Origin of the sequence: Luteibacter aegosomatis (assembly GCF_023078455.1) — a bacterium.
Classification (GTDB): domain Bacteria; phylum Pseudomonadota; class Gammaproteobacteria; order Xanthomonadales; family Rhodanobacteraceae; genus Luteibacter; species Luteibacter aegosomatis.
This window is the reverse complement of record NZ_CP095740.1, coordinates 3,778,594-3,804,869: the sequence shown is the minus strand read 5'-3', so window position 1 is coordinate 3,804,869 and position 26,276 is coordinate 3,778,594. Positions and strand designations below refer to the sequence as shown.

Sequence of the window (26,276 nt, the reverse complement as noted above, 5' to 3'; positions counted from 1 at the left end):
AAAAGGCCGCCCGATGGGCGGCCTTTTTTTGCTTGTTCGTAGGTGGTTCGTCGCGTCCTCGAGCGTTGCATTCGGTTTTAGCGGACCGGCCGGGCCATCCGCACCAGGTCCGTGTCGAACCCGTGCTTCGCATACAGTTCGCGGGCCTTCTCGTTCCCGGGAAACACGGCCAGCGTCACGAACTGACAACGATGTTCCTTGGCCCATGCGTAGGCGTGGTCGAGAAGTGCCGCTCCCACGCCGTTGCCTTCGTGCTTCTCGGCGACCGCGATGTCCGAGATATGGCAATTGTCGCGGTGGGTGAAAAAATCCTTGGTCTTCTGCAGGTGGACGAAGCCCACCGCCTCACCGTCGTCGTTCTCGGCGATGAAGATGTAGCTGTTGGACGGTTGCTCGTCCAGGTGCTTCACCAGATCGGCCTCGATGCCCTTCAGGCAATCGGTCTTCGTGCGGCCGTTGGGCAAGGGGAAATGGATGAAGCGGTGGACCAGGCCGAGGATGAAGTCGTCGTCGTCGCTCTCGGCGAGGCGTATGCGGTACGGGCTATCGCTCATCGTGTGTCGAACCGTTGGGTGGGCGTCCGGGCCCGGTCAGTTCTACACCCGAAGGGCGGACGGGAAAAGTCCCGTCCGCCCTTCGGAGTGAGTCGCTCTGTCGCAGCGAACCGTCAGGCGGGCAGCGCGGCGCGGGGCCTCACGCCACGTCGGGCAGCGTCGCGACGCCGGCTTCGATGGCCGCCTTGTGCAGGTGGATGCGCGGCAGGATGCGGGCGAAGTAAAAGGCGGCCGTATCGCGCTTGGCCTGCTTGCCTGCCGTCGAGAGCCGCGAGCCGTCGGCGGCGGCCACGCTGCGTGCCCAGGCGTAGGCCAGGGCGACGTAGCCGGAAAAATAGAGGTAGTCGACCGCGGCGGCGCCCAGTTCCTCGGGATTGGCCTGGGCCCGGGCGGCGATGTCGCGGGTGAGTTCGCCCCAGGTGGCGGCGGCGGCGGACAGCGGGCCGATGAGCGGCTTCAGGCTCTCGTCGCCGGCATGGGCCTGGCAGAACGCGCCGATCTCGGCGAGGAAATGCTTCAGGCCCACGCCCTGCAGCTGCATGACCTTGCGGCCGAGCAGGTCGAGCGCCTGGATCTGGGTAGTGCCTTCGTACAGGGTGATGATGCGCGCGTCGCGCACCAGTTGTTCCATGCCGTGTTCGACGATGTAGCCGTGGCCGCCGAAGATCTGCAGTGCCTCCTTGGTGCACTCCTGCGCGGCCTCGGTCAGCAGACCCTTGATGATGGGAATGAGGAACGAGAGCAGTTCGCCGGCTTTCGTGCGCGCGTCGGCGTCGGGATGGCGCGCCTCGATGTCGCTCTGCAGCCCGGCATGCAGCGCGAGCACGCGGCCGCCCTCCACGAAGGCCCGCTGGGTGAGCAGCATGCGGCGTACGTCGGGGTGCACGACGATCGGGTCGGCCGGCTTTTCCGGCAGCTTCGGGCCGGACAGCGCGCGCATCTGCAGGCGTTCGAGGGCGTAACGAAGGCTGCCCTGCAAGGCGGCCTCGGAGATGGCCAGGCCCTGCACGCCCACGCCCAGGCGTGCGGCATTCATCATCGTGAACATCGCCATGAGCCCCTTGTGCGGCGGACCGATGAGCCAGCCCTCGGCCTCGTCGAAGTTCATCACGCAGGTGGCGGAGCCCTTGATGCCCATCTTGTGCTCGATGGCACCGGCGGCCAGCGTGTTGCGCTCGCCCAGCGAGCCGTCCTTGTTCACCTTGAACTTGGGCACCACCAGCATCGAGATGCCCCGGCTGCCGGCCGGCGCGTCGGGCAGGCGGGCCAGCACCAGGTGCACGATGTTTTCCGCGAAATCGTGTTCGCCGGCGGAAATGAAGATCTTGGTGCCGGTGACGCGATAGCTGCCGTCGCCGTTCGGCTCGGCCCGCGTCTTCAGCAGGCCGAGGTCGGACCCCGCCTGCGGTTCGGTCAGGCACATGGTGCCCGTCCACGTGCCGTCGACGATGCGCTTGAGGAACACCTCTTTCTGCCAGTCGTCGCCGTGGTGCTGGATCGCGTCGATGGCGCCGTGCGACAGCAGCGGATAGATACCCCAGGCCGTGTTGGCCGAGTCGATCATCTCCTTGGTGAGCAGGCCGAGCGCGGCCGGGAGGCCCTGGCCGCCCACGGCCTCGCTCGCGGTGAGGCCGGTCCAGCCGCCCTCGGCGTATTGGCGGTAGGCTTCCTTGAAGCCCTTGGGCGTGGCGACGGTGGCCGTGGCCTTGTCGTAATGGCAGCCCTCGGCGTCTCCCGATGCGTTCAGCGGCGCGAGCACCTGTTCGGTGAAGCGGGCCGACTCCTCGAGCACGGCGTCGATGAGTTCACGGTTGTGCGCCTCGCCGCCTTCGAGCGGGGTGAGCACGTCTTCGGCGCCGAGCACGTCGAAGAGCGCGAAGCGCATGTCGTCGAGGGGAGCTTTGTAATTCGTCATGGAGGCGTCCGGAAGCAGGGTCAGGGAGAGCGGTAGGTATCGGGAATGCCGGGCACGGGCGACAGCCAGTTCCTGCCGTGCACGGTGAACGTGCGTGGCTTGTCTTCCTTTTCGGCCGTGCCGGTGATGCGGCCTTCGATGGCGTAGGGAAGCGAGCCCGAGCTGCCCTTGGCGGCGAGGTCGGCCAACGCCTTCGACATCTCGGGGGTGGGCAGGATGTCCACCCGGGTGACGTCCGCGGCGAAAGCGGGGATGTCCTGGTCGATGCGGGCATCGAGCAGCACGCCGCCCAACTGGCCTACCTGGAGCGTGCCCTGGAACCGGTCGAACGACATGCCGCCGTAGCTGTTGCTGCGCACGCGCAGCGTCACGTGCCACGTTCCGCCGGGCTTGGCGGTGACTTCCTGCAGGGTGACGGTCGGTGGGAAAACGCTTTTCTTCGCGGGCCCGCAGGCAGCGAGCAGGACCAGCGTGGCGAGAACGGCCGCGCGAGGGAGGAAGGTGCGGAGCATCGGTGTCATCCAGGGCTTGGCGGCATGGGACGTCGAAACAGCGACCGATGGTAGCGCCCATGCACGGCAGGCGCGAGACGGGCGTTTGAAACGCGGTTCCCAAGCGGGTGCCGAGCAGGCATCATGGCCGGATCGCCTCGCTGGACCTCTTGCCTCACATGACCCGTCGCATCGCAGCCCGCCGTTCGCCCATCCATGGAAATGGCGTCTTCGCCACCGCCCCGATCAAGGCCGGCGAGGAAATCATCGAATACAAGGGTGACCACATCACCCATGCCCAGGCCGACAAGCGTTACGGCGACGGCGGCGAAACCGGCCACACCTTCCTTTTCACGCTGAACGAGAAGTACATCGTCGACGGCAACAGCAACGGCAACACGGCGCGCTGGATCAACCACAGCTGCGATCCGAACTGCCAGGCGCTGATCGAGGAAGCGGTCGAGGGCAAACCCACCAAGAACGATCGCGTGCTGATCGAGGCCATTCGCGACATCGCTCCCGGCGAAGAGCTGACCTACGACTACGGCATCACGCTCGACATGCCCCACACGGCGAGGCTGAAGAAGATCTGGGCCTGCCGGTGCGGTTCGCCGAAGTGCATCGGCACGATGCTCAAGCCCAAGCGCAAGGCGAAGTAAGCCCTTCACCTTTGCCCACGGCGCGCCGACATTCGCGCGACGCGCCGCTCATTCGCCGGTTTCCATGCTTGGGGTACCTTCCCCCGCAAGGAGATTCCCCGATGGCGAACAAGACGCTTTCCGGCCGCCGCATCGCCGTGCTGGCGACCGACGGTTTCGAACAGTCCGAACTGACCGAACCCAAGCACCTGCTCGAAGAAGCCGGCGCCCAGGTCGACGTGATCGCTCCCGGCGATGCCGGGCAGATCAAGGGCTGGGACAAGAAGGACTGGGGACAGTCCGTGCCGGTCGACGTGCACCTCGACCAGGCCGATCCCGGCAGCTACGACGCCCTGGTGCTCCCGGGCGGCGTGATCAATCCCGACCACCTGCGCACCGACGAGAAAGCGGTCGGGCTGGTCAAGGCCTTCGGCCAGTCCGGCAAGCCCGTGGCCGCGATCTGCCATGGTCCGTGGACGTTGATCAACGCCGGGCTCGTGAAGGGCAAGAAGATCACCTCGTGGCCGTCGCTCCGCCAGGATCTCGACAATGCCGGCGCCCGCTGGGAAGACAGCGAAGTGGTGACCGACGGCAATCTCATCACCAGCCGCAAGCCGGACGATATCCCGGCGTTCACGCAGACCTTGATCAAGGCCCTGGCGGCGTAATCCGCCCGCCGCGTTCCTCGCCAGGCTTATCGCGGACAGGGTCCGCTCCCACCCTCCGGTAGAAGGTCAATCGTCGAAAGGCGAATGCGGCCCTGGCCACGTAGCGGCTTTCGAAACTCTCCCACCCTTCAGCGATGAACCGTCTACCGAAGGGTGGGAGCGCGAACGTCAATCGTCGTCGTCCTTCGGTTTCCACGCCTCCGTCAGCCGCTTCTGCACCCCGGGCGGCACCGCTTCGTAGTGGCTGAACGCCATCGCATAGCGTCCTTGCCCGCTGGTGATCGACTTCAACTGCGTCGGATAATCGACCAGTTCCGCCAAGGGCAGGCGCGCGCGAATCAGGGTCTCCCCGCCACGCAGGGCGTCCGTACCCATGATCTGCGCTCGTCGGGAGGCCAGGCCGCCGGTGACGTCGCCCACGCACGAATCGGGCATGGATACCTCCAGGTCGACGACCGGTTCGAGCACCTGCGGTCGGGCACGCGATACCGCGTCGAGAAAGGCCTTGCGTCCCGCGCTGACGAAGGCGACTTCCTTGGAATCCACGGGATGATGCTTGCCGTCGTAGACGGTCACGCGAACGTCCTGGATGGGGTACCCGGCCACCGCACCGCCGTCCAGCGCCTGGCGCACGCCTTTCTCGATCGCCGGGATGAACTGCCCGGGAATCACGCCTCCCTTCGTCTCGTCGCGGAAGTCGAAGCCGCTTCCGCGCTCCATCGGCTCGACGCGCAGGAATACCTCGGCGAACTGCCCGGCGCCACCGGTCTGCTTCTTGTGCCGGTGATGCCCCTCGGCATGGCCGCCGATGGTTTCGCGATAGGCGATGCGCGGCGGATGGGTGGTCACGTCGATGTCGTAACGCGCCTTCATGCGTTCGAGCATGAGTTTCACGTGCAGGTCCGACAGCCCGTAGATCACCGTTTCGTTGAGTTCCGTGTGGTGCTCGACGCGAAAGCAGGGATCTTCTTCGGCCAGCCGCGCCAGCGATTGCGAGAGCTTCTGTTCTTGCCCCTTGTGCGCCGGTTCCACCGCGAGGCCGTACATGGGCGCCGGATAGGCGGCGGGTTCGAGATGGATGCGGCCCTCGTCGGCGGCATCGTGCAGCACGGCGTCGAAGTGGATGTCGTCCACCTTCGCCACCGCGACGATGTCGCCGGGCAGCGCCTCGTCCACCTCGACGTGTTCGCGTCCTTTCAGGCGGAACAGATGGCCTACCTTGAACGGCTTGCGGCCATCGTCGACCAGCAGTTGCGAATCCTTGCGCACGGTGCCCTGCCATACGCGGAAGACGCCCAGCTTGCCCACGAAGGGGTCGTTGACGATCTTGAACACGTCGGCCACGACGTGGCCGTGCGCATCGGCGCTCACCGGAAAGGGCTCGCCGCCGGCGTCGCGGAACGGGGGAGGATTGGTTTCCGTGGGGCAGGGGAGTATGCGTTCGATCAGCTCGAGCAGTTCGTCCACGCCGGTGCCGTCGCGCGCGCCGGTGAACACGATGGGTACGAGGTGGCCGTCGCGAAGGCAGTGCTCGAGCGCACCGCGCAGTTCGCCCGCGCCCAGCGAGGATTCGCCACCGTCGAGGTAGTGTTCCATGACGGCGTCGTCGATCTCCACCACCTGGTCGATGAGGTGTCGGTGTGCTTCGCCGGGCGAGGAGAAGTCGGTGTCGCCGCCGGTCTGGAAAAACGCGTCGCGCACGGCGTGGCCGTTCGAGGCGGGCAGGTTCAGCGGCAGGCATTCGTTGCCGAACTCGGCGCGGAGGTCGGCCACCAGCGCGGCGAGGTCCACGCCCTCGGCGTCGATGCGGTTCACGATGAGGATGCGCGCCAGCCCGCGTTCCTTCGCGTGGCGCATCATCGAGCGCGTGCCGTGCTCGATGCCGTTGGCCGCGTTGACCACCACGGCCACGGTGTCGGCGGCGGCCAGGGCCGCCAGCGCGGGTCCGCGGAAATCGGCGTACCCCGGGGTGTCCAGCAGGTGGATGCGATAGCCGTTGCGCTCGATCGAGGCGATCGACGCATCGATGGAATGACCCCGGGCCTTTTCCATCGGGTCGGCGTCGGAGACGGTGGTGCCTCGTTCCACCAGGCCCATGGCGTTCAGGGCGCCTCCGTGGTGAAGCATGGCTTCGAACAGCGTGGTCTTTCCGGCACCGGCGTGGCCGGCGAGAGCGAGGCTGCGGATACGTTCCGTGGATGGCGACACGATGCGACCCTCCTTCAGTGGAAGGGGATGCGTGGGACGCGGCGTCGACCTCGGCGTCGCCTCTCGCACGCCTCCCGGCATGACGATGGCGGGCCGTCACGGTCGTCCGGCGGAGCCGGGCGGTCATGGCGGGATGGTTGGGCGTGGGCCCGGCCCAAGGGTTCTCCTTCCCGGGACAGGAATCAAGTGCGGGGGAATCTTCCGGCCCATGCGCTGTCCGTGGTCCGGTACTTACGCTGTATTTAGCGCCGCGCCGCTATGCTCGTTCATCTTTTCCAGGGACTTCCTGACGCGTGCAATATCCCGGCAAGGCGCCACCGCCGTTCGTCGAACCCCACCGGCTCACGCCGGACGACGCGCCGCGTCGCCATGGGCTGGCGCCGATCGATGCCGCCACCATCGCCGCGCTGCGCGCGATCGGACGGCGCCCGCCGCCGCGCGATCAAGTGCGTTTCACGCTGGCGCTCGCTGCCGCGCTGGCCTTCCACGTGGTCCTGGTCTTCTTCGTCGGCTACGAGATGCAGCCGCGCCGGCTGGTCGACTTCGCGGCACCCGACGATACCCCCGACGTGCTCGAGGTGCGCTTCATCGAGCCGCCCTCCGCGCCCGCCGTGGCGAACGTACCGCCTCCACCGCCCGTGGTCTCGCCGCCGCCGAAGGTGCGTTCCCCGGAAGCCACCCGCCCCGAGCCACCGCGGCCGAAACCCGCCGAACCCGAACAGGCTCCCTCCCCGGAAGCGCCGCCCGCGCACCCGGTGATCTTCGGTGCGGACGGCAGCATCGCCGCGCCGGTCCAGCCTGCCGGGCATGCCTCCACGCAGGCCGATTTCGTGGCGCGCAAGCCCACCGACGACGCGCACATCATGTCGCGGAAGAATCCGGTGACCTACAAGGAAACCCGTTTCGAAAAGGACTGGGCCCCGCGCGACGAGAACGCCTTGAGTGGCGGCATGCGCAGGGCGCTGGAGAAGAGCACGCTGAAGAAGACGTTCGATCTCGGCCACGGCGTGAGGATCAATTGCGCCACCGTGTTGTTCGTCTTGCCGGCCGGGTGCAGCGGCGAGGATCCGTCCAAGGCATCGGCCAAGGACGGCGACGCGCGGCTCAACATGGCGCCGTCGAAACCGCTTGCGGCCGATCCCGATCAACCCGCGGCGCCGAGCGAAGCGCAGTGCATCGCCGCCTATCGCCGCGACGAGCGGGTGATGGAGGGCTGCCCCAGCGATACGCCGTTGAAGGCGATGGACCAGGAAAACGCCGAGCGTTCGCGGCGCGCGGGCGGATAGGGCCGAACGGACGCCTGCGCGAGAACCATCGTCGCGGCGGCAGGTACCGGCCTGTGCCGGTGCGACGGTAGGGATGCCTCGGCGAAGCGCGCGATTGTCTGCGGCGCGTCCAACATGGACACTACCGCCGATGCCTACGCTCCCCCCGGACAGCGATCCCTCGATCGCCTCGACATCGCTGCCCGTCTCGCCGCGCGAGGCGGCCATGCAGGCGCTCGTCTATCGTCGGACGCTTCGCCAGAAACCGGGCGCCAGCGGACGCCGCATCGCCGGATGGGTCGGCACGATCCTGATCCACGTCTTCTTCCTGTTCGCCATGGTGCTCGGTCCGGCGTATGTGCCGCCTCCGCCGCCGCCCGAGCCGGAGTCCACCAGTGCGCTGCAGGTGCGCCTGATCGACAAGCCGCCACCGCCCAAACCGCCGGCGCGCGGCACGCCATCGCGCGCGCCCGTCGTGCAGACGCTGTGGAAAACGAAGCATTCCAAGGCCAGCTCGGCGTCGAGCGGTTCGCGTGCGACCGCCGTCGCGAGCGCCGCGAAAGCCCGTCCGGCCGTGGCGACGCCGGCCGCGCCCGTGTCCAGGACGAAACCCTCACCCAAGCCCGCCGCCCCGCCGCCCAGTGTCGAAGCCGTCGCGCAGAAGCCGCCCGTGCCGCCGAAGGCGCCGCCCAGGCAGCCGGATCTGGAGCGGGTGCCCATCCCCGCGCAGGCGCCGCCCGACCTCGCGGTCGATACCCCGAAACCGCAGGTCGTGCCGCCGCGTTTCCAGCCCGAGCCCGTGCGCAAGCCGCAAGTCGAGGGCACGGCGCCGATGCCGCCACCGGCCTCGTTGGCGATTCCCCCCACGCCGGCATCGCAGATGGCGGTGACGCCCGAGACGCCGCAGATCACCTCCGATCGCACGGCGCCCGTTCCGACCGTGGCCATGACACTCGCCACGGTGCCGCGTCCGGAGGTGGAGGCATCCTCCGCGCCACCCACGCCGCAGGACACACCGTTGCCCGCCATCGCGCAGGAGCCCTCGGCGCCGCCCGCCCCGCAGGTCGCGCCGGTGGATCGTCCTGTGCCGCCGAAGGTCGCCGTCGAGGCGATCCGCGCGCCGGCCGTCGAGACGGAGAGCGAACTCGAAGCCGTGCCGTTGCCCGACGCGGTCGCGAAGCCTACCGTCGGCGCACCCGACACGTCGTCGGATCGCCCCGTCGTACAGGCGCCGGCGGTGACGCCGGGCGAACTCCAGCGTCCGGTCGCCGGTGCCGATGCCAGCCCTTCGCCACCCGGCGAGGCATCCGGTGCGAACGCGGCGGGCGAATCCACCGCGCAGGCTGCCACCCAGCAGGGCAAGGCCGGCGAGCGATCCACGCCATCACCGAGCGGATCGAGCATTCCGTCGGCTCCGGGCGTGACCACCGCCTCGGCATCGGGTTCGAATACGCCCGGGGCCAGTGCCGAAAGCGGCAAGCCGGGCGCGCCGAACGGCGTGGAAGACAGCAACCGCCTTACCGGTGCCAACGGCACGTCGGATCGCTCCGATGGCGTGGCGGGTGGACAGGGCGACAAGACCGGCCAGGTCGGTGCCTACACGGAACTGAAACCGCGCGGCGACGTCACCCTGCATCCCGGCGCCCACGTGCACGTGGACTACCGGGCCACGCGCTTCGACAAGGACTGGACGCCGAAGAACGAATCCTCGGTGGACACGGCCGTGCGTCGGGCGACGGACAAGGCGACGGCGCATTTCACGGTGCCGTTGCCGCGCGGCCTTCGCCTGAACTGCGTGGCGGGCCCCGGTAGCGCGGGCGGCAAGATGAACGCCATTTCGCTGCTCACGCTCGGCTGCGGCGGCGATCCGCCGCCGAAGCCCGACGCCGCCAACGCGAGCAACCTGGTGAAGAATCAGACCATGGCGCCGTCCAAGCCCCTGGCGCCCGATCTGCCGCCGGCCGACTCGTCCACCGTGGCGTCCGCCCCCGTGGCGGTCGACAACGCCGCTTTCTGCGCCACCGCGCGCGTGGCCGGCGGGCCCTTGCCTGCCGCCTGCGCACCGTCGATCAAGATCGACGTGCAGGCCGCGCCTTCCGCCAGCGGCTCGTGGGTTCCCGCCAGCGATCAGTTCAAGTAGGCAGGCGACGGATCTCGGTGCCGGCGAGCATGTCGTGCACGCCGCGTCGCCGGTGATCGAAGAGGACGGGCAGCAAGAGCAATACCCAAGCCCCGAGGGGCGCGGCCAGCGCGACCCGCAACGAGGTCAGCGGGTAGAGCGCCAGCAGGAGCAGGGGCAGGGCAGCCACCACGAGGCGTATGAGTAAGCGTCGCCAACCGGCCGCGCGACCGGCGGCGTCGGTCACGCGGATGCGCCAAGGTCGCATGCCCAGCGTCTGCCCGCCGCGCGTCCACGAGACGAAGAAATACGCGCCCACCACCAGCCCTTGCAGCGGCTGGTACCACCAGGTCAGCAGATGGCCCTTTTCGTCGGCGATGCGCCCACCGGTGACCACCTGGGCGATCAGTCCCACCACCATGACGATGGCAACCACCGCGAGCAGGTCGTAGACGATGGCCGCGAAGCGGCGCCAGGCGGGGGCGGGTGGTGTCGCTACGTTCATGCGTGGGCATCCGTGGGCATCGCATCATTATGGCCGCTTTGGACGGCAGGGCCGTCATGCGACCATCGCGTCCATGTCCGACGCATCCCCATCGCACGCTGAACTTTCCATTGCCGACAGCCGCATGATCGAGCGCTTCATCGAGCGCGTGTGGTCGGAGGATGGCCTTGCCGCGCGTACCCTCGAGGCATACAGGCGCGACCTGGAGCAACTTGCGCGCTGGCTTGCCACGCGTGGCCGAACGCTCGATACCGCGGGGCGGGATGACCTTTCCGCCTACCACGGCAGCCAGCCGGTGTCGGTGCGCAGCATGGCGCGTCGGCAATCGGCCTTCCGGCGCTTCTATGCGCAGTTGGCCCGCGACGACGGCGGGCGCGAGGATCCCACCCTGCTCATGCAGCGTCCACGCATGCCGCGCGGCTTGCCCAAGGCGCTCGCCGAACGCGAGATCGAGGCCCTGCTCATCGCGCCGGATACCGGCACGGCCCTGGGCATGCGCGACCGCGCGATGCTGGAATTGATGTACTCGTCGGGCCTTCGCGTTTCGGAACTCGTCGAGTTGCCGCTCGTCGGCCTGAATACGCGCCAGGGCGTGTTGCGCGTCACCGGCAAGGGCGGCAAGGATCGCCTCGTGCCGGTGGGCGAGGAAGCACTGGCCCATATCGACACTTACCTGCGCGAGGCCCGACCCGGACTGGCCCAGGGGCATGGGCAGCCGGCGGCACTGTTCCTCTCCCGTCGCGGCGACGCGATGACCCGGCAGATGTTCTGGACGCTGGTCAAGCGCTACGCCGTGCAGGTGGGTATCCCGGCCAAGCGCGTATCGCCGCACGTGCTGAGGCATTCGTTCGCCACCCACCTGCTCAACCATGGCGCCGATCTGCGCGCGTTGCAGATGCTGCTGGGTCACAGCGCCCTCAGCACGACGCAGATCTACACGCTGGTCGCGAAGGAGGGCCTCAAGCGCCTTCACGCGCAGCATCACCCTCGCGGCTGAGACTTCCATGCCACAATCGGGGGAACCGATGGCGCGGCGCGCGTTCAAACAGGGCCGCGTCCCCCTCCTTCCCCCGGTTACACATGGAGCCGTACCGATGTTCAAGACACTTCTCCCCGCGCTGATGCTGGGCACGTTCGCCGTCAGCGCCTGCGCGGCCGACGATGGCGGCAAGGCCGCCCGCGAGGCCGTCGAGGCGCTGGCGCCCGGCATCAAGGTCGAAAGCATCACGCCCGCGCCGATGGCGGGCTTCTACCAGGTGGTGGCCACCGGCCGCATGGTTTACGTGAGCGCCGACGGCCGTTACATGATCAACGGCAACCTCATCGACCTCAAGGACAAGACCGACCTGAGCGCCGCCGCGTGGGCGGGCACGCGCAAGGAAGCCCTGGCCAAGGTACCGGCCTCGCAGCGCCTCATTTATGCGCCGGCCAATCCCAAGCACACCGTCACCGTGTTCACCGACGTCGACTGCGGCTTCTGCCGCCAGTTGCACGCGCACATCGACGAGTACAACAAGCAGGGCATCGCGGTCGAATACGTGTTCTGGCCACGCGAGGGCGTCAAGACCACGTCCGGCAACGACACGCCGTCGTATACGAAGGCCGTGTCGGTATGGTGCGCCTCCGACCGCAAGAACGCCTTCAACGAGGCCATGAAGGGCGCGGCCGTGAAGCCGGCTTCCTGCACCAATCCGGTCAAGGACGAATTCGAGCTGGGCGAGCGGCTCGGCGTGAACGGCACGCCGACCATCGTCACCGAGAAGGGCGACGTGATCGGCGGCTACCTCACCCCGGCGCAGATGCTGAAGGTGCTCGACGCCAAGGGCGGTTGAGGCCGTTCGCGCTCAGGAATCGCGGGCAGGGGTCCGTTACCACCCTCCGGTAGGACACCTCGCCACCGGAGGGTGGGAGCGGACCCTGTCCGCGACGGGACGCTTGGCGTCCCAAACATGCTGCCCCGCAACATCATGTAGAATAGGCGAATTCTCCCTGCGCCTTTTCCCCCAGCATGATCGCTATCGATGGGCAGAGCGCCCTTTCTCCGTTTCGCCTCGAACGACTGAACGCCCACCTGGAAGCCTTGCACCATGGCGTGCGGGTCCAGGCGGCCTGGTTCGCCTACTTCGTGGACGCCGCCTCGCCGCCGGAAGGCGAGGCCCGCGCGCGGCTCCTGGCCGTGCTGGAGGCGAAGGACGCCGCTCCCGAAGACGCCAGCCTGTGGGTGGTGCCGCGCCTGGGCACCATTTCGCCCTGGTCGAGCAAGGCCACCGACATCCTGCACGGCGCCGGTTTCGACGTGCGTCGCGTCGAGCGCGGCATGGCCTGGCGCGTCAGCGGCCTGCCGGCCGCCACGCACCCGGCATACGCCTCGGTCATGGCTGCGTTCTGCGATCCCATGGTGCAGTCGCCGCTCACCCGCCTCGCCGACGCGGCCGGGCTGTTCCTCGCCGGTGAGCCCGGTCCCCTGGGCCACGTCGAACTCGATGGCGATGCGCGCGCCGCGCTGGCCGAGGCCAACGGCACCCTCGGCCTCGCCCTGGCCGACGACGAAATCGACTACCTCGCCGAGCGCTACGCCGAGATGGGCCGCGCGCCCACCGATGCCGAGCTGATGATGTTCGCGCAGGCCAACTCGGAGCATTGCCGCCACAAGGTGTTCAACGCCACGTGGACGCTCGACGGCCAGGCGCAGGAAGCCTCGCTGTTCGGCATGATCAAGAACACGCACAAGGCCTCGCCGAAGTTCACGCTGTCGGCTTACCACGACAACGCCGCGGTCATCGAGGGCTACGAGGGCAGCCGCCTGTTCGTCGACCCGAACGACGGCGTGTTCCGCACGGTGAAGGAATCCGCGCCGTACGCGATCAAGGTCGAGACCCACAACCATCCCACCGCCATCGCGCCGTGGCCGGGCGCCGCCACCGGCGCCGGCGGCGAGATCCGCGACGAGGGCGCGACCGGTCGTGGCGGCAAGCCCAAGGCCGGCCTCACCGGCTTCTCGGTATCGCACCTGCGCATTCCCGGCCTGCCGCGTCCGTGGGAGAAAGAACGTCCGCTGCCGCCGCGCATGGCCACGGCGTTCGAAATCATGCGCGACGGCCCGCTCGGTGCCGCAGCGTTCAACAACGAATTCGGCCGTCCCGCGCTGGGCGGCTACTTCCGCACGTTCGAGCAGGAGACCGGCGAGAAGGGTCTTCGCCGCGGCTACGACAAGCCGATCATGATCGCCGGCGGCCTCGCCGCCATCCGCGAGCAGCACGTGCAGAAGCGCGAGGTGAGCCCCGGCGACAAGGTGATCGTGCTCGGCGGCCCGGCCATGCTCATCGGCCTGGGCGGCGGCGCCGCCTCGTCGGTGGCCTCGGGCACGTCGAGCGCGGAACTGGATTTCGCCTCCGTGCAGCGTGACAACGCCGAGATGGAACGCCGTTGCCAGCAGGTGATCGACGCGTGCTGGTCGCGCGGCGAGCGCAATCCCATCGTCAGCATCCACGACGTGGGCGCGGGCGGCCTGTCCAACGCCATTCCCGAGATCCTCAACGATGCGGGCGTCGGCGGCGTCATCGACCTCTCGAAGGTGCCTTGCGACGATCCCACGCTCTCGCCGATGCAGGTGTGGAGCAACGAATCCCAGGAACGCTACGTGCTCGCCATCGGCGCCGACGACCTCGCGCTGTTCGAGTCGTTCTGCGCACGCGAGCGCTGCCCGTTCGCGGTGGTGGGCGAGGCGACGGAAGAGGCGCGCCTGATCGTGCGCGATCCGCGTCGCGATCTCACCGTGATCGACCTGGGCATGGACGTGCTCTTCGGCAAGCCGCCGCGCATGCATCGCGACGCGGCGCGCGTGCGTCCGCGCGTCGACCTCGTGGCCGACCTCACCGGCATCGGCATGGATGAAGCGCTGATGCGCGTGCTGCGCCTGCCCGCGGTCGGCAGCAAGAACTTCCTGATCACCATCGGTGACCGCACCGTCGGCGGCCTCAACCATCGCGATCCGATGGTCGGCCCGTGGCAGGTGCCGGTGGCCGACGTGGCCGTGACCATGACCGACTTCGACGGCTACGTCGGCGAAGCCATGGCCATGGCCGAGCGGGCACCGGTCGCGCTGCTGTCCAGCGCCGATGCCGCGCGCATGGCGGTGGGCGAGGCGCTCACCAACATGGCCGCCGCGTCCATCAAGCTCGACGAGGTACGCCTGTCCGCGAACTGGATGGCCGCCGTGAACCATCCCGGCGAAGATGCCGCGCTGTTCGACGCGGTGAAGGCCGTGGGCATGGAGCTGTGCCCGAGCCTGGATATCTCGATTCCCGTCGGCAAAGACTCGCTTTCCATGCAGACCGTGTGGACCGATGACGACGGCAAGAAACAGAAAACCGTGTCGCCGGTGTCGCTCGTCATCACCGGGTTCGCCCGCGTCGACGACGTGCGCCGCACGCTCACGCCGCAGCTCAGGCTCGATCGTGGCGATACGGACCTGTGGCTGATCGACCTCGGCGCGGGCCGTGACCGCCTCGGCGGTTCGGCGCTTACCCAGGTGTTCAACCGCGCCGGCGGCGTGCCGCCCGATCTGGACGACCCCAAGCGCCTGCGCGCGATGTTCGAGCTGATCCAGGAGGCCAACCGTGCCGGCCTGCTGCTCGCCTATCACGACCGTTCCGACGGCGGTGCCATCGTCACGTTGCTCGAAATGGCCTTCGCCGGCCATTGCGGCCTCGAGCTTCGCCTCGACGGCTGGGCCGACGCCACGTTGCGCGCGCTGTTCAACGAAGAGCTCGGCGCCGTCGTGCAGGTGGCCTCGGCCAACCGCGAAGCGTTCGAGCAGTTGCTGGTCAAGCACAACCTCGCCGGCATGACGCACAACGTCGGCCGCCCGAAGGAAAAGCTCGGCATCAAGCTGCACCTCGGCGGCGAGACGCCGTTCAAGTGGAACTGGACCGAACTCTTCCGCGCGTGGAACGAAACCAGCCACGCCATGCAGCGCCTGCGCGACAACCCGGCGAGCGCCGACCAGGAAAGCGAATGGCGCCTGGACGACGCCGACCCGGGCATCTCGCCGAAGGTCACGTTCGACGTCGCCGAAGACATCGCGGCGCCGTACATCGCCACCGGTGCGCGCCCGCGCGTCGCCATCCTTCGCGAGCAGGGCGTCAACGGCCAGGTCGAGATGGCCGCCGCGTTCACGCGTGCCGGTTTCGACGCGGTGGACGTGCACATGACCGACCTGGCCACGGGGCGTCACCATCTGAAGGATTTCCTCGGCCTCGCCGCCTGCGGCGGGTTCTCCTATGGCGACGTGCTCGGCGCGGGTCGCGGCTGGGCCACGTCGATCCTCTACAACGACGCGTTGCGCGAGCAGTTCGCGCGGTTCTTCGAAGACGGCTCCAAGTTCGCCCTGGGCGTGTGCAACGGCTGCCAGATGCTGTCGCAGCTCAAGGACATCATTCCCGACGCGAAGCACTGGCCGCAGTTCCTGCGCAACCAGTCCGAGCAGTACGAAGCGCGCCTGGCCACGCTCGAGATCCTCGATTCGGGCAGCGTGTTCTTCCGCGGCATGGCCGGCTCGCGCATTCCGGTGGTGGTGGCGCATGGCGAAGGCCGCGTGCATTTCCCCAACGCCTGCAGTCCGTCGAAGAGCCATGGCGCGGCGCGGTTCGTGGACAACCGCGGCAAGCCGACCGAGCACTATCCGCTCAATCCCAACGGGTCGCCCGGTGGCCTCGCGGCGTTCACCGCCGCCGACGGTCGCGTGACCATCATGATGCCGCACCCGGAACGCGTGTTCCGCAGCGCGCAGATGAGCTGGCATCCGGAGCAGTGGGGCGAGGACTCGCCGTGGATGCGCATCTTCCGTAACGCCCGGGCCTGGGTGGGCTGATGCTCACCAGCATCGTCGTCGTGCTCGCGAACAGCGGTCCGCTGACTCGCGAGTGCGTGACGCGCGCGCTCGCGAGCGACGTGCCGGTGGAGGTGATCCTCGTCGACAACGGCTCGTCCGATGGCGTGCCCGAATCGATCGAGCGCGCCCATGCCGGCGACGATCGCCTGCGGGTGATCTACAACCGCGCCAACCTGGGTTTCGGACCGGCGGTGAACCGAGGCGTCGCGCAGGCGCGCGGCGAACGCCTGCTCGTACTCAACCCCGACTGCCTCATCGACCCCGACACCGTCTCGCGCATGGCCGCGCACCTCGACCTGCATACGGCGATCGTGGGTGCGGTGGTGGTCGACGAAAACGGCCGTCCCGACCCCGCGTCGCGACGCTACGACCCGCTGCTGCGCCGCGCGATCAACACCAAGCTCGGCCGCGCCGGCGGCATCGATATCGCCGGCCCCTTGCCCGAGGGTGCCGAGGACGTCGAGATCGTCTCCGGCGCCATCGTGCTGATGCCCCGCGCGGCGTTCGAACGCCTGGGCGGTTTCGACGAAACCTTCTTCCTGCATTGCGAAGACATGGATCTGTGCCGCCGCGCGCGTGACCTGGGCTATCGCGTGGTCCTCGCGGGCGACGTGCGCGTGCTGCACGGCAAGGGGGTGTCCAGCCGTCGTCGTCCGGTGTTCGTGAGCCGGCACAAGCATCGCAGCATGTACCTGTGGTTCCGCCGGCACGATCCGGCCGCGAAGCATCCCCTGGTTCGCGCCGCGGTGGGCGCGGGCATCTGGGCGCACTTCCTGGCGAAGATACCCGGTCAGCTGTTGCGGAAGCGCCGATGAGCGACGCCCCGTCGAAAGGGGCGGGTCTCGCCACGCTGGGCTTGCTCGGCGTGACCGCGGTCTGGGGATCGACCTTCGTGATGATCAAGGACGTCGTCGGCCGGATGCTGCCGATCGACTTCCTCGCGGTGCGTTTCGCCATCGCCGCGGTAGCGATGCTGCTGGCGTTCGCCTTGCCCGTGCGGCGGCTCGGCCGCACGCAGACCGTGCGTGGCCTCGCCCTGGGCGCGCTCTACGGCGTGGCGCAGTGGCTGCAGACCGAAGGGCTGGCGCTCACTTCGCCCAGCGTCAGCGGCTTCGTCACCGGCATGTACGTGGTGATCACGCCGATCCTCGCGTGGATGATCTTTCGGCAGCGCATGCCCGCGAGCACCTGGGTGGCGGTGTTCCTGGCCCTGGTCGGCCTCGGCGTGCTCGCGCTCAACGGTTTTTCCGTGGACCTGGGCGTATGGTTGACGTTGGGCTCCGCGGCACTCTACGCCTTGCACATCGTAGGCCTGGGGCACTGGTCGAAACCGGGCGATGCGTTCGGCATGTCGGCGATCCAGATGGCGGCCATCGCGATCGTCTGCCTGTTGGCGACCCTGCCGCATCACGGGCCCGCCTTGCCTCCCGACGGAAAGGCCTGGGCGTCGGTGATCTACATGGCCTTGGTCGCGGGCGCGTTCGCCATGCTCGTGCAGACCTGGGCGCAGGCCCACATGCCCGCCACGCGCGCGGCCATCGTGATGACCACCGAGCCGGTGTTCGCCGCCGGTTTCGCCGTGGCCCTGGGCGTGGATGCGCTGACCTGGCGCATGGCGGGCGGCGGCGCACTGGTGCTGGCGGCGATGTACCTGGTGGAACTGGCGCCGCGGTTCCGGCGCAAGAAGCCGATGGAAGCGCTGCACCACGAGGTGTGAGGTGGTCGCCGCAGGCACCGGCCTGCGCCGGTGCGACGAGCCGTCATTCTTTCAGCGTGCCGTCACCCCGGCGTAGGCCGGGGTCCACGGCGGGGCATGCGGTGTTCGCGACGACTTACTTCTCGACGGAGAACTTGTACGTCATCTCGTTCCGGTACGTCTGCCCCGGCGCCAGCCGCGCCGATCCGAACGAGGGCTGGTTCGGCGTATCCGGGAACAGCTGCGGCTCCAACGCGAACGCATCGCCCTGGCGATAGATTCGCCCGGACTTGCCCGACGTGGTGCCGTCGAGGAAATTGCCCGAGTAGAACTGCAGTCCCGGCTGGTTCGACCACAACGACAGCACGCGTCCGCTCTTCGGATCGCTCACGCGGGCCACTTCGCGCGGCGCGTCGGACGCCTTCCGCGAGATCACCCAATTGTGGTCGTAACCGCGCCCGAACACGAGCTGCTGCTCCTTCGCGTCGCGCACGTCACGCCCGATCGGCTTGGCCTTGCGGAAGTCGAAATCGGTGCCGGCGACCGAACGGATCTCGCCGGTGGGAATGGCCGTGGCGTCGGTCGGCAGATAGGCGTCGCCGGCGATCATGAGGTTCTGATCCATCACGCTGCCCGCTCCCTCGCCCGCGAGGTTCCAATAGGTGTGGTTCGTAATGTTGACGATGGTCGGCGCGTCGGTGGTCGCCGCATACGCGATGGTCAGTTCGTCCTTGTCGTCGAGCGTGTAGGTGGCCGTGGCCGTGAGCTTGCCGGGATAGCCCTGGTCGCCGTCGGGGCTGACGTAGGTGAGCGTGACGCTGGGGCGGTCGCCGGGGGTGACCTTCGTGACCGTCCACAGCACCTTGTCGAAGCCGGTCTTGCCGCCGTGCAGGGAGTTGGGGCCGTCGTTCACCGGCACCTGGTAGGCCTTGCCGTCGAGGGTGAACTTGCCCTTCGCGATGCGGTTGGCGTAACGGCCCACGGTGTCGCCGAAATACTGCGGCTTGGCGAAGGTGCCGGCGAGGTCGGGGTAGCCGAGCACCACGTCGGCGCGCTTGCCGTTGCGATCGGGCAGTTCCAGCGAATAGAGCGCCGCGCCGAGGTTGAGCACTTTTGCCGTGACGCCGTGCGCGTTGCGCAGGGTGATCACCCGCACGTCATGTCCGTCAGGCGTCGCACCGAACGAGGCCTCCGTGGCTTCGCCGGCCAGGACGCCCATCGGAAGCGCCAGGAGGATCGCGGCCGCCAGCACCGCATGTCGCTTGCTCATCGTCCACTCCTTTTCGCGAGAAAGGCAGGACGACAGCATTTTGTACGACAAATCACAAGGTGCGGTGCGTCATCGCGTGTCGCCCGTCGCGAAAATCGGGCGGTTCGCCGTGGATGACGATGCCCTGGAGTGCGTGGACGTATGAAGCTCGCCGCACCGGCGCGGGCCGGTGCCTACGGCGAGGCGTCCGAGTGGGCGATAAGGCCGCGCTGCAGGAGAAAGGCCCGGGCCTCCGGGGCATCCTGCTCGAACCATGCCCGGGTGGAACCGAGCCGGTAGGTATATCCCCAGCGATCCATGTCTTCCATCAGGCGCGCCGAACCGACCGACGGCAGGTGCCCCGCCAGCACGATCTGCAGGTAGCAGGTGGCGTCCTCTTCCTCGATGGAATCGGTGGCGTCGGTATGCACCAGCGCGCGCTTTTCCTCGGGCAGCACGAGAAGGTGGCAGGCTTCATGGAGCAGCGAATGCACGGGCGTGTCCGCGCGCGCGTAGACCGTGGTGCCGATGATCCCGGCCTCGGTATCGCCCCAGTAGCTGCCGGGAATGGCCTCGCCATCGGCGACCGCCACCAGCGTCAGCCCATGGCGGGCGAGCAGGGTGCGCGGTTCGTCGAAGCCGATGTCGCCGACGCGGAGCACCGCGTCGGCGGGATCGACCGGACTCATGCGCCGGGCTTGCCGTCCGGCAGGGCGACGGAAAGCTCGAGCACTTCGTGTCCGCTGTCGCGCTCGAGGTTGATGTTCACGGCCTCGACGTCGACGTTGACGTACTTGCGGATGACTTCGAGCAGCTCGTTACGCAGGAGCGGCAGGTAGTCGGGGCCGCCGCGCGTCGAGCGTTCCTGGGCGACGATGATGCGCAGGCGCTCCTTGGCGACGCCGGCACTCGGTTCGGGTTTGCGCTTCAGGAAATCGAGGATGCCCATGCTTAGCCTCCGAACACGCGCTTGAGGAAGCCCTTCTTCACCGGCTCGAGGAAGCGCAGCGGCCGTTCCTGGCCGAGGATGCGGGCGACGGTGTCCTTGTACGCCTGGCCGGCGTTGGAGTTGTCGTCGAGGATCACCGGCACGCCGGCGTTGGACGCGGCCAGCACGTTTTCCGATTCGGGAATCACGCCCACCACGGAGATGCCGAGGATGTCCTCGACGTCCTTCACGCTGAGCATCTCGCCCGCTTCGACGCGGTTGGGGTTGTAGCGGGTGAGCAGCAGATGCTGCTTGATCGGCGCATCGCCCTTCTCGGCGCGACGGGTTTTGCTGGAGAGCAGGCCCAGGATGCGGTCGGAGTCGCGCACCGAGGACACCTCGGGGTTGACCACCACCACGGCGTGGTCGGCGAAATACATCGCCAGGTGGGCACCCTTCTCGATGCCGGCCGGCGAATCGCAGACGACGAAATCGAAGTTTTCCTTCGCCAGCTCGTCGAGCACCTTCTCCACGCCTTCCCGGGTCAACGCATCCTTGTCGCGCGTCTGCGACGCGGCGAGCACGTAGAGGTTTTCGTGGCGCTTGTCCTTGATGAGCGCCTGCTTGAGCGTGGCCTCGCCGTGCACGACGTTGACGAAGTCGTACACCACGCGGCGCTCGCAACCCATGATGAGGTCGAGGTTGCGCAGGCCGACGTCGAAGTCGATGACGGCCACTTTCTTGCCTTCGATGGCCAGGCCGGTCGCGAGGGAGGCACTGGTGGTGGTCTTGCCGACCCCGCCCTTGCCGGAGGTGACGACGATGATTTCAGTCAAGGGATGTTTCTCCGCGAAAATAGCGTGGGATCGGCGTCAGAGGCGCGCGATCATGAGTTTTCCATTATCGAGCCAGCATTGCACGGCCTGGCCCTCGAATTCCTTGGGAATGTCTTCGAACACGCGGTAGTGCCCGGCGATCGCCACCAGTTCGGCGCGGAAGTCGGTGCAGAAGATGCGTGCGGATTCGTCGCCCTGCGCGCCGGCCATGGCGCGACCGCGCAGTCCGCCGTAAACGTGGATGGAGCCGTCGGCGATCACCTCGGCGCCGTTGGCGACGGCCGCCATCACCACGAGGTCGCGATCGCGCGCGTAGATCTGCTGGCCCGAACGCACCGCGCCGCCGATGTGCTGCTGCGCGGTAGAGGGCGCGCCCGCCTCGTAGGAAGCGGGCGCGGCGGGAGCGGTTGGCGCCTGGCGCGTGGGTGCGGGCAGGTCGACCGGCGCCGCGTGGCCCTGGCCCGGCTCGTACTGCGCGCGGAACTTGGCGATCAGCGGCAGGTTCATCCGCTCGGCGAGGGCTTCGGTCTCGCTGGTGCCGTACGCCAGGCCCACCGGCAGCATGCCGGCGGCGCGGATGGCTTCGAGCAGGGCGTCGACCATGCCGTCGTCGGGCAGGCGCGGCAGGTGCGAGAGGTCGAGCACCACGGCCGTACGCGAGAACATCTGCGGCGCCGAGCGCACGCGGCGCTCGAGTTCTTCCACCAGCGCGGCGGCATCGACGCGACGCACGCGCACGCAGGCGATGCCCACCTGGCCGAAGCGCAGGTCGCAGGCGGCTTCGAGGGATTCGGCGCGGGCGCTCATGCGCGAGCCTCCGGCAGCACGCGGCCACGAAGCCAGTCGACGTCCGGGAGGCCGCCCTGGTCGAGGTAACGCTCGCGCACGAAGGGGAAGCTCGGCAATTCGCGCGCCAGCAGGCTCACCTTGGGGCCTTCTTCGCCCATCTGTTGCTGGCCGACTTCCTGGAAGCCCATGGTGCCGTGGAAGAGCACGGTCTGGTCGTTGCGGGGTTCGAGAAAGACTTCGCAGGTCAGGAGCGGCACGCGTACCTCGGCAAAACTCTGTACATCGCAATAAAAGATGCGGCCCAGTCCGTGGCCACGCGATTCGGGGGCGATCACGATGCGGTCGATGTACACGAAGCTGTCGTAACGGGACTGGAACCAGCGGAAATTGGTGCTGTGGTAGCCGGCTTTCTCGCGCATGGCGATGAGGAAGCCGAGCAGGCGGCCGTCCTGTTCGGCCACGCGGAAATAATCGGCGATGTCGAACAGGTGGCGCAGCCGGCTGGGGTCCGTGGCGAGGATGCTGGGGCCGCCGGCGTTGTTGAGCGCCAGCACGGCATCCAGATCGTGCTCGCGCACGTCGCGGATGGCAGGGGCCATTCGTTGCTCCGCAAAAGGTCTGGGAAGGAGGCGGCCCCAGGCCGCCGGATGGCCGCATTATGACACGCCATGCCGGGGTGTGGCGTTTGCCGGGAAGATGTAAAACCGTTGTAAAGCCGGTGCTTGGATACGCCCGTGCCGTCCGGGGCCACACGTGACCTCCGTCAGGTGGCGGTGCGCCGTCGAAGCCCTATGATGCCGGGCATGTCCACGATTCAGCTCAACCACGTCCGCCTGCTCAGGTACGCCACGTATTTCGTGTTCCTCTGCGTGGGCCTGCCCCTGTCGATCCAGCGCGTCGGTAACGGTCCCAACCAGATCGGCGACATCGCGCTGCTGACGTGGACGGCGTGCTACCTCGTCTTCGGGCTGGTCTACTGGCTGTTCACCCGCGACCTGGGCCTGCGCGCGGATGGCGTCACCCGTCTCACCGTCCTGCTGATCCTCTCCGGAACCGCGCTGGCGGTGGGCGTGATCAGCAAGAGCGGACTGGCCGCGCTGCTGCTCACGATGGTCGCCTCGGTCGTGCCATGGCTGGTCAGCATGCCCATCGGCATGGCCTGGATGGTGGCCGCGCACCTGGCCTTGGTGCCGATGTTCATGAGCTTCCAGCTCACGTTCGTCGGTGCGCTCATGCAGTCGTGCCTGTATTTCGGCTTCTCCGCGCTGATGTTCATCTTCTCCATGGTGGCCAACCAGCAGGCGGAAGAACGCGAGGAGCTTCGCCGCCTCAATTCCGAACTGCGCGCCACGCGGGCGCTGCTGGCCGAATCCACCCGCATCGCCGAACGCATGCGCATCGCGCGCGACCTGCACGACCTGGTGGGACACCACCTCACGGCGCTCACGCTCAACCTCGAGGTGGCCAGCCATCTCACCAACGACACCGCGCGCGAGCACGTGGTGAAAGCGCAGACCACCGCCAAGCAGCTGCTGGCCGACGTGCGCGAAGTGGTGAGCGAACTGCGTCAGGACGACGCCATCGACCTTACCCAGGCGCTGCGCAGCCTCACCGAGGGCGTGCCGGGCCTCGACGTCCACCTGGGCATCCCGCAGCGCTTCGGCGTGGAAGATCCGCGCCGCGCGCAGATGCTGCTGCGCTGCGTGCAGGAGGTGCTGACCAACACCGTGCGCCACGCCAAGGCCCGCAACCTGTGGCTCACCTTCCGCCACAGCGGCCCGGACGAACTGCGCCTGGAGGCGCGCGACGACGGCACGGGCGCGGGCGACATCAAGCCGGGCAACGGCCTCAACGGCATGCGCGAGCGCCTGGCCGAATTCGGCGGCACGCTGGACATCGGCACGGCCGAGGGCGGCGGCTTCCGGCTCGTCGCTCGGCTACCCCTGGGCGAAGAGCCCACGCTGGCCCATGCCCCCGCGCGGCCGGCCCTGGATACCGGGCTTTCCGACGATCAGGAAGGACCGTCGCATGCCACACTTACCACCCACGTCGAGGGTCACCCATGATTTCCGTCTGCCTCGTTGATGACCAGAACCTGGTTCGCCAGGGCATCCGTTCGCTGCTCGACCTCGCCGGCGACATCCGCGTGGTGGCCGAGTGCGCCGACGGGGCCCAGGCGGTGCAGACGATTCCGCAGGTACGCCCCGACGTGGTGCTGCTTGACCTGCGCATGCCCAACATGAGCGGCCTGGAGGTGCTCCAGGCGCTCGGGGGGCGCAACGAACTGCCGCCCACGATCATCCTCACCACCTTCGACGACGACCAGCTCGTGCTCTCGGGCCTGAAGGCCGGTGCGCGCGGCTACCTGCTCAAGGACGTCTCGCTCGACCAGCTCGTCGAGGCCGTGCGCACCGTCGCGGCCGGCGGTTCGCTGGTGGCGCCCATGGTCACCCAGCGCCTGCTCGCCGGCGTGGGCCGCATCCAGAACCAGTTCACCAGCCTCGAACAGCCCGACCCGCTGACCGAGCGCGAGACCGAGATCCTCCGCCTGCTTTCCGGCGGCTACAGCAACAAGGAAATCGCCAATTCGCTGCGCGTGGCCGAAGGCACGGTGAAGAACCACGTCTCCAACATCCTTTCCAAGCTGGGCGTCCGCGACCGTACCCGGGCGGTGCTCAAGGCCCTGGAACTGGGCATCGTCTGACCCGTAGCTGACCGGGCCGGGCGCCCACGGCTTCTCCGGCCGAAAACCGACTTGTGCCAGCTTGCAAAAAAGGGCAGGGGACCCAATGGCGTTCCCCGCCGCGAGCAAGTACCATCAGTCCTTTCGGCGCGGGCGAACCCCTGCCACGGGCCGATTCTTCAGGGGTGACCGCCGGGTCCACAACCGTGCGTGGAGCCTGTTCAAAGACGTTCGGAGAACCGTGGAATGACGCGTCTGCTAGAATTCATTGTCGCCATCGTCATCGTCGCCATTCTTGGCGTCGTCGTTGGCGTCGCCATGCCCTCGACCGGACACGTCGAGCGCGAAATGCTCATCAGCAAGGATTTGCGCCAGGTCTACGACGTTTTCAGCAACTTCCGTCGTTTCCCTGATTACACGGTCCTTCGCTCGTTCGATCCGAAGGTCCAGTTCGAGCTGTCCGGCAAGGCCTACGGCCCGGGCGCCAAGATCGCCTGGAAGGCGGACGACAAGAAGGTGGGCGACGGCTCCCTCGAAATCGCCTCGGTCGATCCCTCCTTCGCCGCCGTCACCGACGCCGGCAAGGGCACGATCGTCTGGAACCTCGAGAACGGCTGGCGCGGCCACGACAAGAAGTTCACCATCAAGCTCGAGCGTACCGGCCGCAGCCAGAAGCTCGTGAAGGTGAACTGGTCGTACGACGTCACCTACGGCTGGAACCTGGTCGACCGCTTCTCCAACCTCTACATCCATGGCGATCCGGATGCGCTGATCCAGTTCAGCCTCTCGAACCTCCAGAACGTGATGGCGGCCATCCCGAACATCGACTACAGCAAGATGGTGCCGTCGATCGTCGACCAGCCGGCCAAGCCGATCCTGTTCGTCTCGACCACCGCGCCGCGCACGCTCGACGACGTCGACACCGCCTCGGACAAGGCCATGGCCGAGATCCAGGCCGCCGCGAAGAAGCTCGGCGTGAACATCGTCAGCCCGCGCATCACGTTCACCACCAACTGGGGTGACCAGAACTACACCTTCGACGTGGCCGCCGAGATCGACGCCACCACGCTCAAGATCAACGGCCAGGACGTCGAACTGACCGCCGCCCAGCGTCCGTCGCTCGACGCCGCCGCGCCCGCCGAGGCGTCCACCGCCGCTGGCGCCGCGCCGGCCGCCGATGCCGCCGCTGCCCCGGGCAGCAAGGACAAGCTCGGCCGCGTGATCGTCGACGGCAACGTCAAGGCCGTGCTGGCCTTCGGCGGCAAGGCGCTCAAGGCCGAGTGGAACGGCACTGGCGCCGGACTGCCGCAGACCCGCCAGATGCTCGAGGCCTACTCGCAGACCCACGGCTACAAGTTCGACGACGTCACCTACCGCGCGTACGACATCCAGGTGAAGGCCCCCACGAACAACAAGGGCACCATCGAGGGATACGACGAGCAGAAGTTCGAGATCTACCTGCCGCTGCAGGGTGACAACGTTCCGGACCAGACCCCGGAACAGGAAGCCGGCATGAAGCAGCCGGGCCTGGACGACACGGCCCCGGCCGGTTCCTCCTCGGCTCCGGCCCCGGCGGGCACCGCCCCGGCCCCGGCCAGCACCGCCGCCGCGCAGTAATCGGGCGGTTCGGTCCAGAAGAAAGCCCCGGCTTCGTCCGGGGCTTTTTTGTTGAAGGGCGGCGCTTCGTCCTGGCGAGAGACGCTGGGCTCCTGCCTTCGCAGGAGCGTCGAGGTCCATGATTCATCGTTGTGCACGGTAAGAACTCACGTCGCTCCTGCGAAGGCAGGAGCCCAGCGTCTTCGGCCGAGGCAAGCGACACACCTCCATCGGCTATGGCTA

23 protein-coding genes are annotated in these 26,276 nt (G+C 68.0%); 12 read left to right on the top strand and 11 right to left on the bottom strand.

Translation table 11 applies throughout. From position 1 onward, the window contains the following. Nucleotides 1–77: 77 nt before the first annotated feature. The 3 genes from L2Y94_RS17150 to L2Y94_RS17140 form a co-directional block, all read right to left on the bottom strand. Entirely contained in the window at nt 78–554 is a 477-nt protein-coding gene (locus L2Y94_RS17150; RefSeq protein ID WP_247369878.1) for a GNAT family N-acetyltransferase, read from the bottom strand. 139 nt (nt 555–693) lie between these two features. Continuing rightward, nucleotides 694–2,469 carry an acyl-CoA dehydrogenase C-terminal domain-containing protein gene (locus L2Y94_RS17145; protein WP_247369876.1) on the bottom strand — a complete coding sequence of 592 codons (1,776 nt, stop codon included), beginning with the start codon at nt 2,467–2,469 and terminating at the stop codon, nt 694–696. Between the two features lie 20 nt (nt 2,470–2,489). Further along, the gene (locus L2Y94_RS17140) at nt 2,490–2,981 is read right to left on the bottom strand and encodes a hypothetical protein (RefSeq protein WP_247369873.1); all 492 of its coding nucleotides are present in this window, start codon (nt 2,979–2,981) and stop codon (nt 2,490–2,492) included. 158 nt (nt 2,982–3,139) lie between these two features. On the opposite strand from L2Y94_RS17140, the gene L2Y94_RS17135 reads away from it, so the two are divergent. Together L2Y94_RS17135 and L2Y94_RS17130 are read left to right on the top strand one after the other, a co-directional pair. After that, nucleotides 3,140–3,619 (top strand): SET domain-containing protein, encoded by a 480-nt coding sequence (locus tag L2Y94_RS17135; protein WP_247369871.1) that lies wholly within the window; start codon nt 3,140–3,142, stop codon nt 3,617–3,619. Between the two features lie 101 nt (nt 3,620–3,720). Beyond that, a complete protein-coding gene (locus L2Y94_RS17130; RefSeq protein ID WP_247369869.1) occupies nt 3,721–4,266 on the top strand; it encodes a type 1 glutamine amidotransferase domain-containing protein in 546 nt (181 codons plus the stop codon). A 168-nt stretch (nt 4,267–4,434) separates the two neighbouring features. Here L2Y94_RS17130 and fusA read toward each other — a convergent pair whose 3' ends face one another. Continuing rightward, nucleotides 4,435–6,474 carry an elongation factor G gene (gene fusA / locus L2Y94_RS17125; RefSeq protein ID WP_247369866.1) on the bottom strand — a complete coding sequence of 680 codons (2,040 nt, stop codon included), beginning with the start codon at nt 6,472–6,474 and terminating at the stop codon, nt 4,435–4,437. A gap of 293 nt (nt 6,475–6,767) precedes the next feature. Between fusA and L2Y94_RS17120 the strand changes: the two genes are divergently transcribed. Then, nucleotides 6,768–7,760 carry a hypothetical protein gene (locus tag L2Y94_RS17120; RefSeq protein WP_247369863.1) on the top strand — a complete coding sequence of 331 codons (993 nt, stop codon included), beginning with the start codon at nt 6,768–6,770 and terminating at the stop codon, nt 7,758–7,760. Nucleotides 7,761–7,890: 130 nt separating this feature from the next. Next, entirely contained in the window at nt 7,891–9,879 is a 1,989-nt protein-coding gene (locus L2Y94_RS17115) for a hypothetical protein (RefSeq protein WP_247369861.1), read from the top strand. Here the strand turns inward: L2Y94_RS17115 and L2Y94_RS17110 are convergent. Further along, nucleotides 9,872–10,363 carry an RDD family protein gene (locus L2Y94_RS17110; RefSeq protein WP_247369858.1) on the bottom strand — a complete coding sequence of 164 codons (492 nt, stop codon included), beginning with the start codon at nt 10,361–10,363 and terminating at the stop codon, nt 9,872–9,874. The genes L2Y94_RS17115 and L2Y94_RS17110 overlap by 8 nt on opposite strands. 73 nt (nt 10,364–10,436) lie before the next feature. Here L2Y94_RS17110 and xerD point away from each other — a divergent pair, with 73 nt between their 5' ends. The 5 genes from xerD (at nt 10,437) to L2Y94_RS17085 (ending at nt 17,973) form a co-directional block, all read left to right on the top strand. Beyond that, a complete protein-coding gene (gene xerD / locus L2Y94_RS17105) occupies nt 10,437–11,360 on the top strand; it encodes a site-specific tyrosine recombinase XerD (protein ID WP_247369857.1) in 924 nt (307 codons plus the stop codon). A gap of 97 nt (nt 11,361–11,457) precedes the next feature. Then, on the top strand, nt 11,458–12,195 hold the full coding sequence (locus L2Y94_RS17100) for a DsbC family protein (RefSeq protein ID WP_247369855.1): 738 nt from the start codon (nt 11,458–11,460) through the stop codon (nt 12,193–12,195). 176 nt (nt 12,196–12,371) lie between these two features. Next, the gene (gene purL, locus L2Y94_RS17095; RefSeq protein WP_247369852.1) at nt 12,372–16,235 is read left to right on the top strand and encodes a phosphoribosylformylglycinamidine synthase; all 3,864 of its coding nucleotides are present in this window, start codon (nt 12,372–12,374) and stop codon (nt 16,233–16,235) included. Next, a complete protein-coding gene (locus tag L2Y94_RS17090; protein ID WP_247369849.1) occupies nt 16,235–17,071 on the top strand; it encodes a glycosyltransferase family 2 protein in 837 nt (278 codons plus the stop codon). The genes purL and L2Y94_RS17090 overlap by 1 nt, the downstream gene beginning before the upstream one ends. After that, on the top strand, nt 17,068–17,973 hold the full coding sequence (locus L2Y94_RS17085; RefSeq protein WP_247369846.1) for a DMT family transporter: 906 nt from the start codon (nt 17,068–17,070) through the stop codon (nt 17,971–17,973). Before L2Y94_RS17090 ends, L2Y94_RS17085 begins: the two co-directional genes overlap by 4 nt. A 115-nt stretch (nt 17,974–18,088) precedes the next feature. Here L2Y94_RS17085 and L2Y94_RS17080 read toward each other — a convergent pair whose 3' ends face one another. The 6 genes from L2Y94_RS17080 to L2Y94_RS17055 form a co-directional block, all read right to left on the bottom strand. Then, the gene (locus tag L2Y94_RS17080) at nt 18,089–19,222 is read right to left on the bottom strand and encodes an aldose epimerase family protein (protein ID WP_247369844.1); all 1,134 of its coding nucleotides are present in this window, start codon (nt 19,220–19,222) and stop codon (nt 18,089–18,091) included. Nucleotides 19,223–19,395: 173 nt separating this feature from the next. After that, entirely contained in the window at nt 19,396–19,890 is a 495-nt protein-coding gene (locus L2Y94_RS17075; protein WP_247369841.1) for a hypothetical protein, read from the bottom strand. Beyond that, nucleotides 19,887–20,150, bottom strand: a complete 264-nt coding sequence (gene minE, locus L2Y94_RS17070; protein WP_144915366.1) for a cell division topological specificity factor MinE — start codon at nt 20,148–20,150, stop codon at nt 19,887–19,889. The genes L2Y94_RS17075 and minE overlap by 4 nt, the downstream gene beginning before the upstream one ends. 2 nt (nt 20,151–20,152) lie before the next feature. Continuing rightward, nucleotides 20,153–20,965 (bottom strand): septum site-determining protein MinD, encoded by an 813-nt coding sequence (minD, locus tag L2Y94_RS17065; protein WP_247369839.1) that lies wholly within the window; start codon nt 20,963–20,965, stop codon nt 20,153–20,155. A 36-nt stretch (nt 20,966–21,001) separates the two neighbouring features. Continuing rightward, nucleotides 21,002–21,772: a septum site-determining protein MinC gene (gene minC, locus L2Y94_RS17060; RefSeq protein ID WP_247369836.1), complete on the bottom strand. Its 771-nt coding sequence runs from the start codon at nt 21,770–21,772 to the stop codon at nt 21,002–21,004. Then, nucleotides 21,769–22,353 carry a GNAT family N-acetyltransferase gene (locus tag L2Y94_RS17055; protein ID WP_247369817.1) on the bottom strand — a complete coding sequence of 195 codons (585 nt, stop codon included), beginning with the start codon at nt 22,351–22,353 and terminating at the stop codon, nt 21,769–21,771. Before L2Y94_RS17055 ends, minC begins: the two co-directional genes overlap by 4 nt. 204 nt (nt 22,354–22,557) lie before the next feature. On the opposite strand from L2Y94_RS17055, the gene L2Y94_RS17050 reads away from it, so the two are divergent. The 3 genes from L2Y94_RS17050 to L2Y94_RS17040 all read left to right on the top strand — a co-directional run bounded on the left by L2Y94_RS17050 (nt 22,558) and on the right by L2Y94_RS17040 (nt 26,054). Continuing rightward, on the top strand, nt 22,558–23,820 hold the full coding sequence (locus L2Y94_RS17050; protein ID WP_247369803.1) for a sensor histidine kinase: 1,263 nt from the start codon (nt 22,558–22,560) through the stop codon (nt 23,818–23,820). Beyond that, nucleotides 23,817–24,458, top strand: a complete 642-nt coding sequence (locus tag L2Y94_RS17045; RefSeq protein ID WP_144915358.1) for a response regulator — start codon at nt 23,817–23,819, stop codon at nt 24,456–24,458. Before L2Y94_RS17050 ends, L2Y94_RS17045 begins: the two co-directional genes overlap by 4 nt. 225 nt (nt 24,459–24,683) lie before the next feature. Next, entirely contained in the window at nt 24,684–26,054 is a 1,371-nt protein-coding gene (locus L2Y94_RS17040; protein WP_247369800.1) for an SRPBCC family protein, read from the top strand. Nucleotides 26,055–26,276: the final 222 nt, after the last annotated feature.

Bases quoted from the DNA above. Each gene is read 5' to 3' on its own strand.
- purL (WP_247369852.1), top strand. From the start codon at position 12,372: ATGATCGCTATCGATGGGCAGAGCGCCCTTTCTCCGTTTCGCCTCGAA.
- L2Y94_RS17085 (WP_247369846.1), top strand. From the start codon at position 17,068: ATGAGCGACGCCCCGTCGAAAGGGGCGGGTCTCGCCACGCTGGGCTTG.
- L2Y94_RS17135 (WP_247369871.1), top strand. From the start codon at position 3,140: ATGACCCGTCGCATCGCAGCCCGCCGTTCGCCCATCCATGGAAATGGC.
- L2Y94_RS17140 (WP_247369873.1), bottom strand. From the start codon at position 2,981: ATGCTCCGCACCTTCCTCCCTCGCGCGGCCGTTCTCGCCACGCTGGTC.
- minE (WP_144915366.1), bottom strand. From the start codon at position 20,150: ATGGGCATCCTCGATTTCCTGAAGCGCAAACCCGAACCGAGTGCCGGC.
- L2Y94_RS17145 (WP_247369876.1), bottom strand. From the start codon at position 2,469: ATGACGAATTACAAAGCTCCCCTCGACGACATGCGCTTCGCGCTCTTC.
- L2Y94_RS17115 (WP_247369861.1), top strand. From the start codon at position 7,891: ATGCCTACGCTCCCCCCGGACAGCGATCCCTCGATCGCCTCGACATCG.
- L2Y94_RS17040 (WP_247369800.1), top strand. From the start codon at position 24,684: ATGACGCGTCTGCTAGAATTCATTGTCGCCATCGTCATCGTCGCCATT.
- L2Y94_RS17090 (WP_247369849.1), top strand. From the start codon at position 16,235: ATGCTCACCAGCATCGTCGTCGTGCTCGCGAACAGCGGTCCGCTGACT.
- L2Y94_RS17055 (WP_247369817.1), bottom strand. From the start codon at position 22,353: ATGGCCCCTGCCATCCGCGACGTGCGCGAGCACGATCTGGATGCCGTG.
- L2Y94_RS17045 (WP_144915358.1), top strand. From the start codon at position 23,817: ATGATTTCCGTCTGCCTCGTTGATGACCAGAACCTGGTTCGCCAGGGC.
- L2Y94_RS17075 (WP_247369841.1), bottom strand. From the start codon at position 19,890: ATGAGTCCGGTCGATCCCGCCGACGCGGTGCTCCGCGTCGGCGACATC.
- L2Y94_RS17110 (WP_247369858.1), bottom strand. From the start codon at position 10,363: ATGAACGTAGCGACACCACCCGCCCCCGCCTGGCGCCGCTTCGCGGCC.
- L2Y94_RS17130 (WP_247369869.1), top strand. From the start codon at position 3,721: ATGGCGAACAAGACGCTTTCCGGCCGCCGCATCGCCGTGCTGGCGACC.
- L2Y94_RS17050 (WP_247369803.1), top strand. From the start codon at position 22,558: ATGTCCACGATTCAGCTCAACCACGTCCGCCTGCTCAGGTACGCCACG.
- L2Y94_RS17150 (WP_247369878.1), bottom strand. From the start codon at position 554: ATGAGCGATAGCCCGTACCGCATACGCCTCGCCGAGAGCGACGACGAC.
- minC (WP_247369836.1), bottom strand. From the start codon at position 21,772: ATGAGCGCCCGCGCCGAATCCCTCGAAGCCGCCTGCGACCTGCGCTTC.
- L2Y94_RS17100 (WP_247369855.1), top strand. From the start codon at position 11,458: ATGTTCAAGACACTTCTCCCCGCGCTGATGCTGGGCACGTTCGCCGTC.
- xerD (WP_247369857.1), top strand. From the start codon at position 10,437: ATGTCCGACGCATCCCCATCGCACGCTGAACTTTCCATTGCCGACAGC.
- L2Y94_RS17080 (WP_247369844.1), bottom strand. From the start codon at position 19,222: ATGAGCAAGCGACATGCGGTGCTGGCGGCCGCGATCCTCCTGGCGCTT.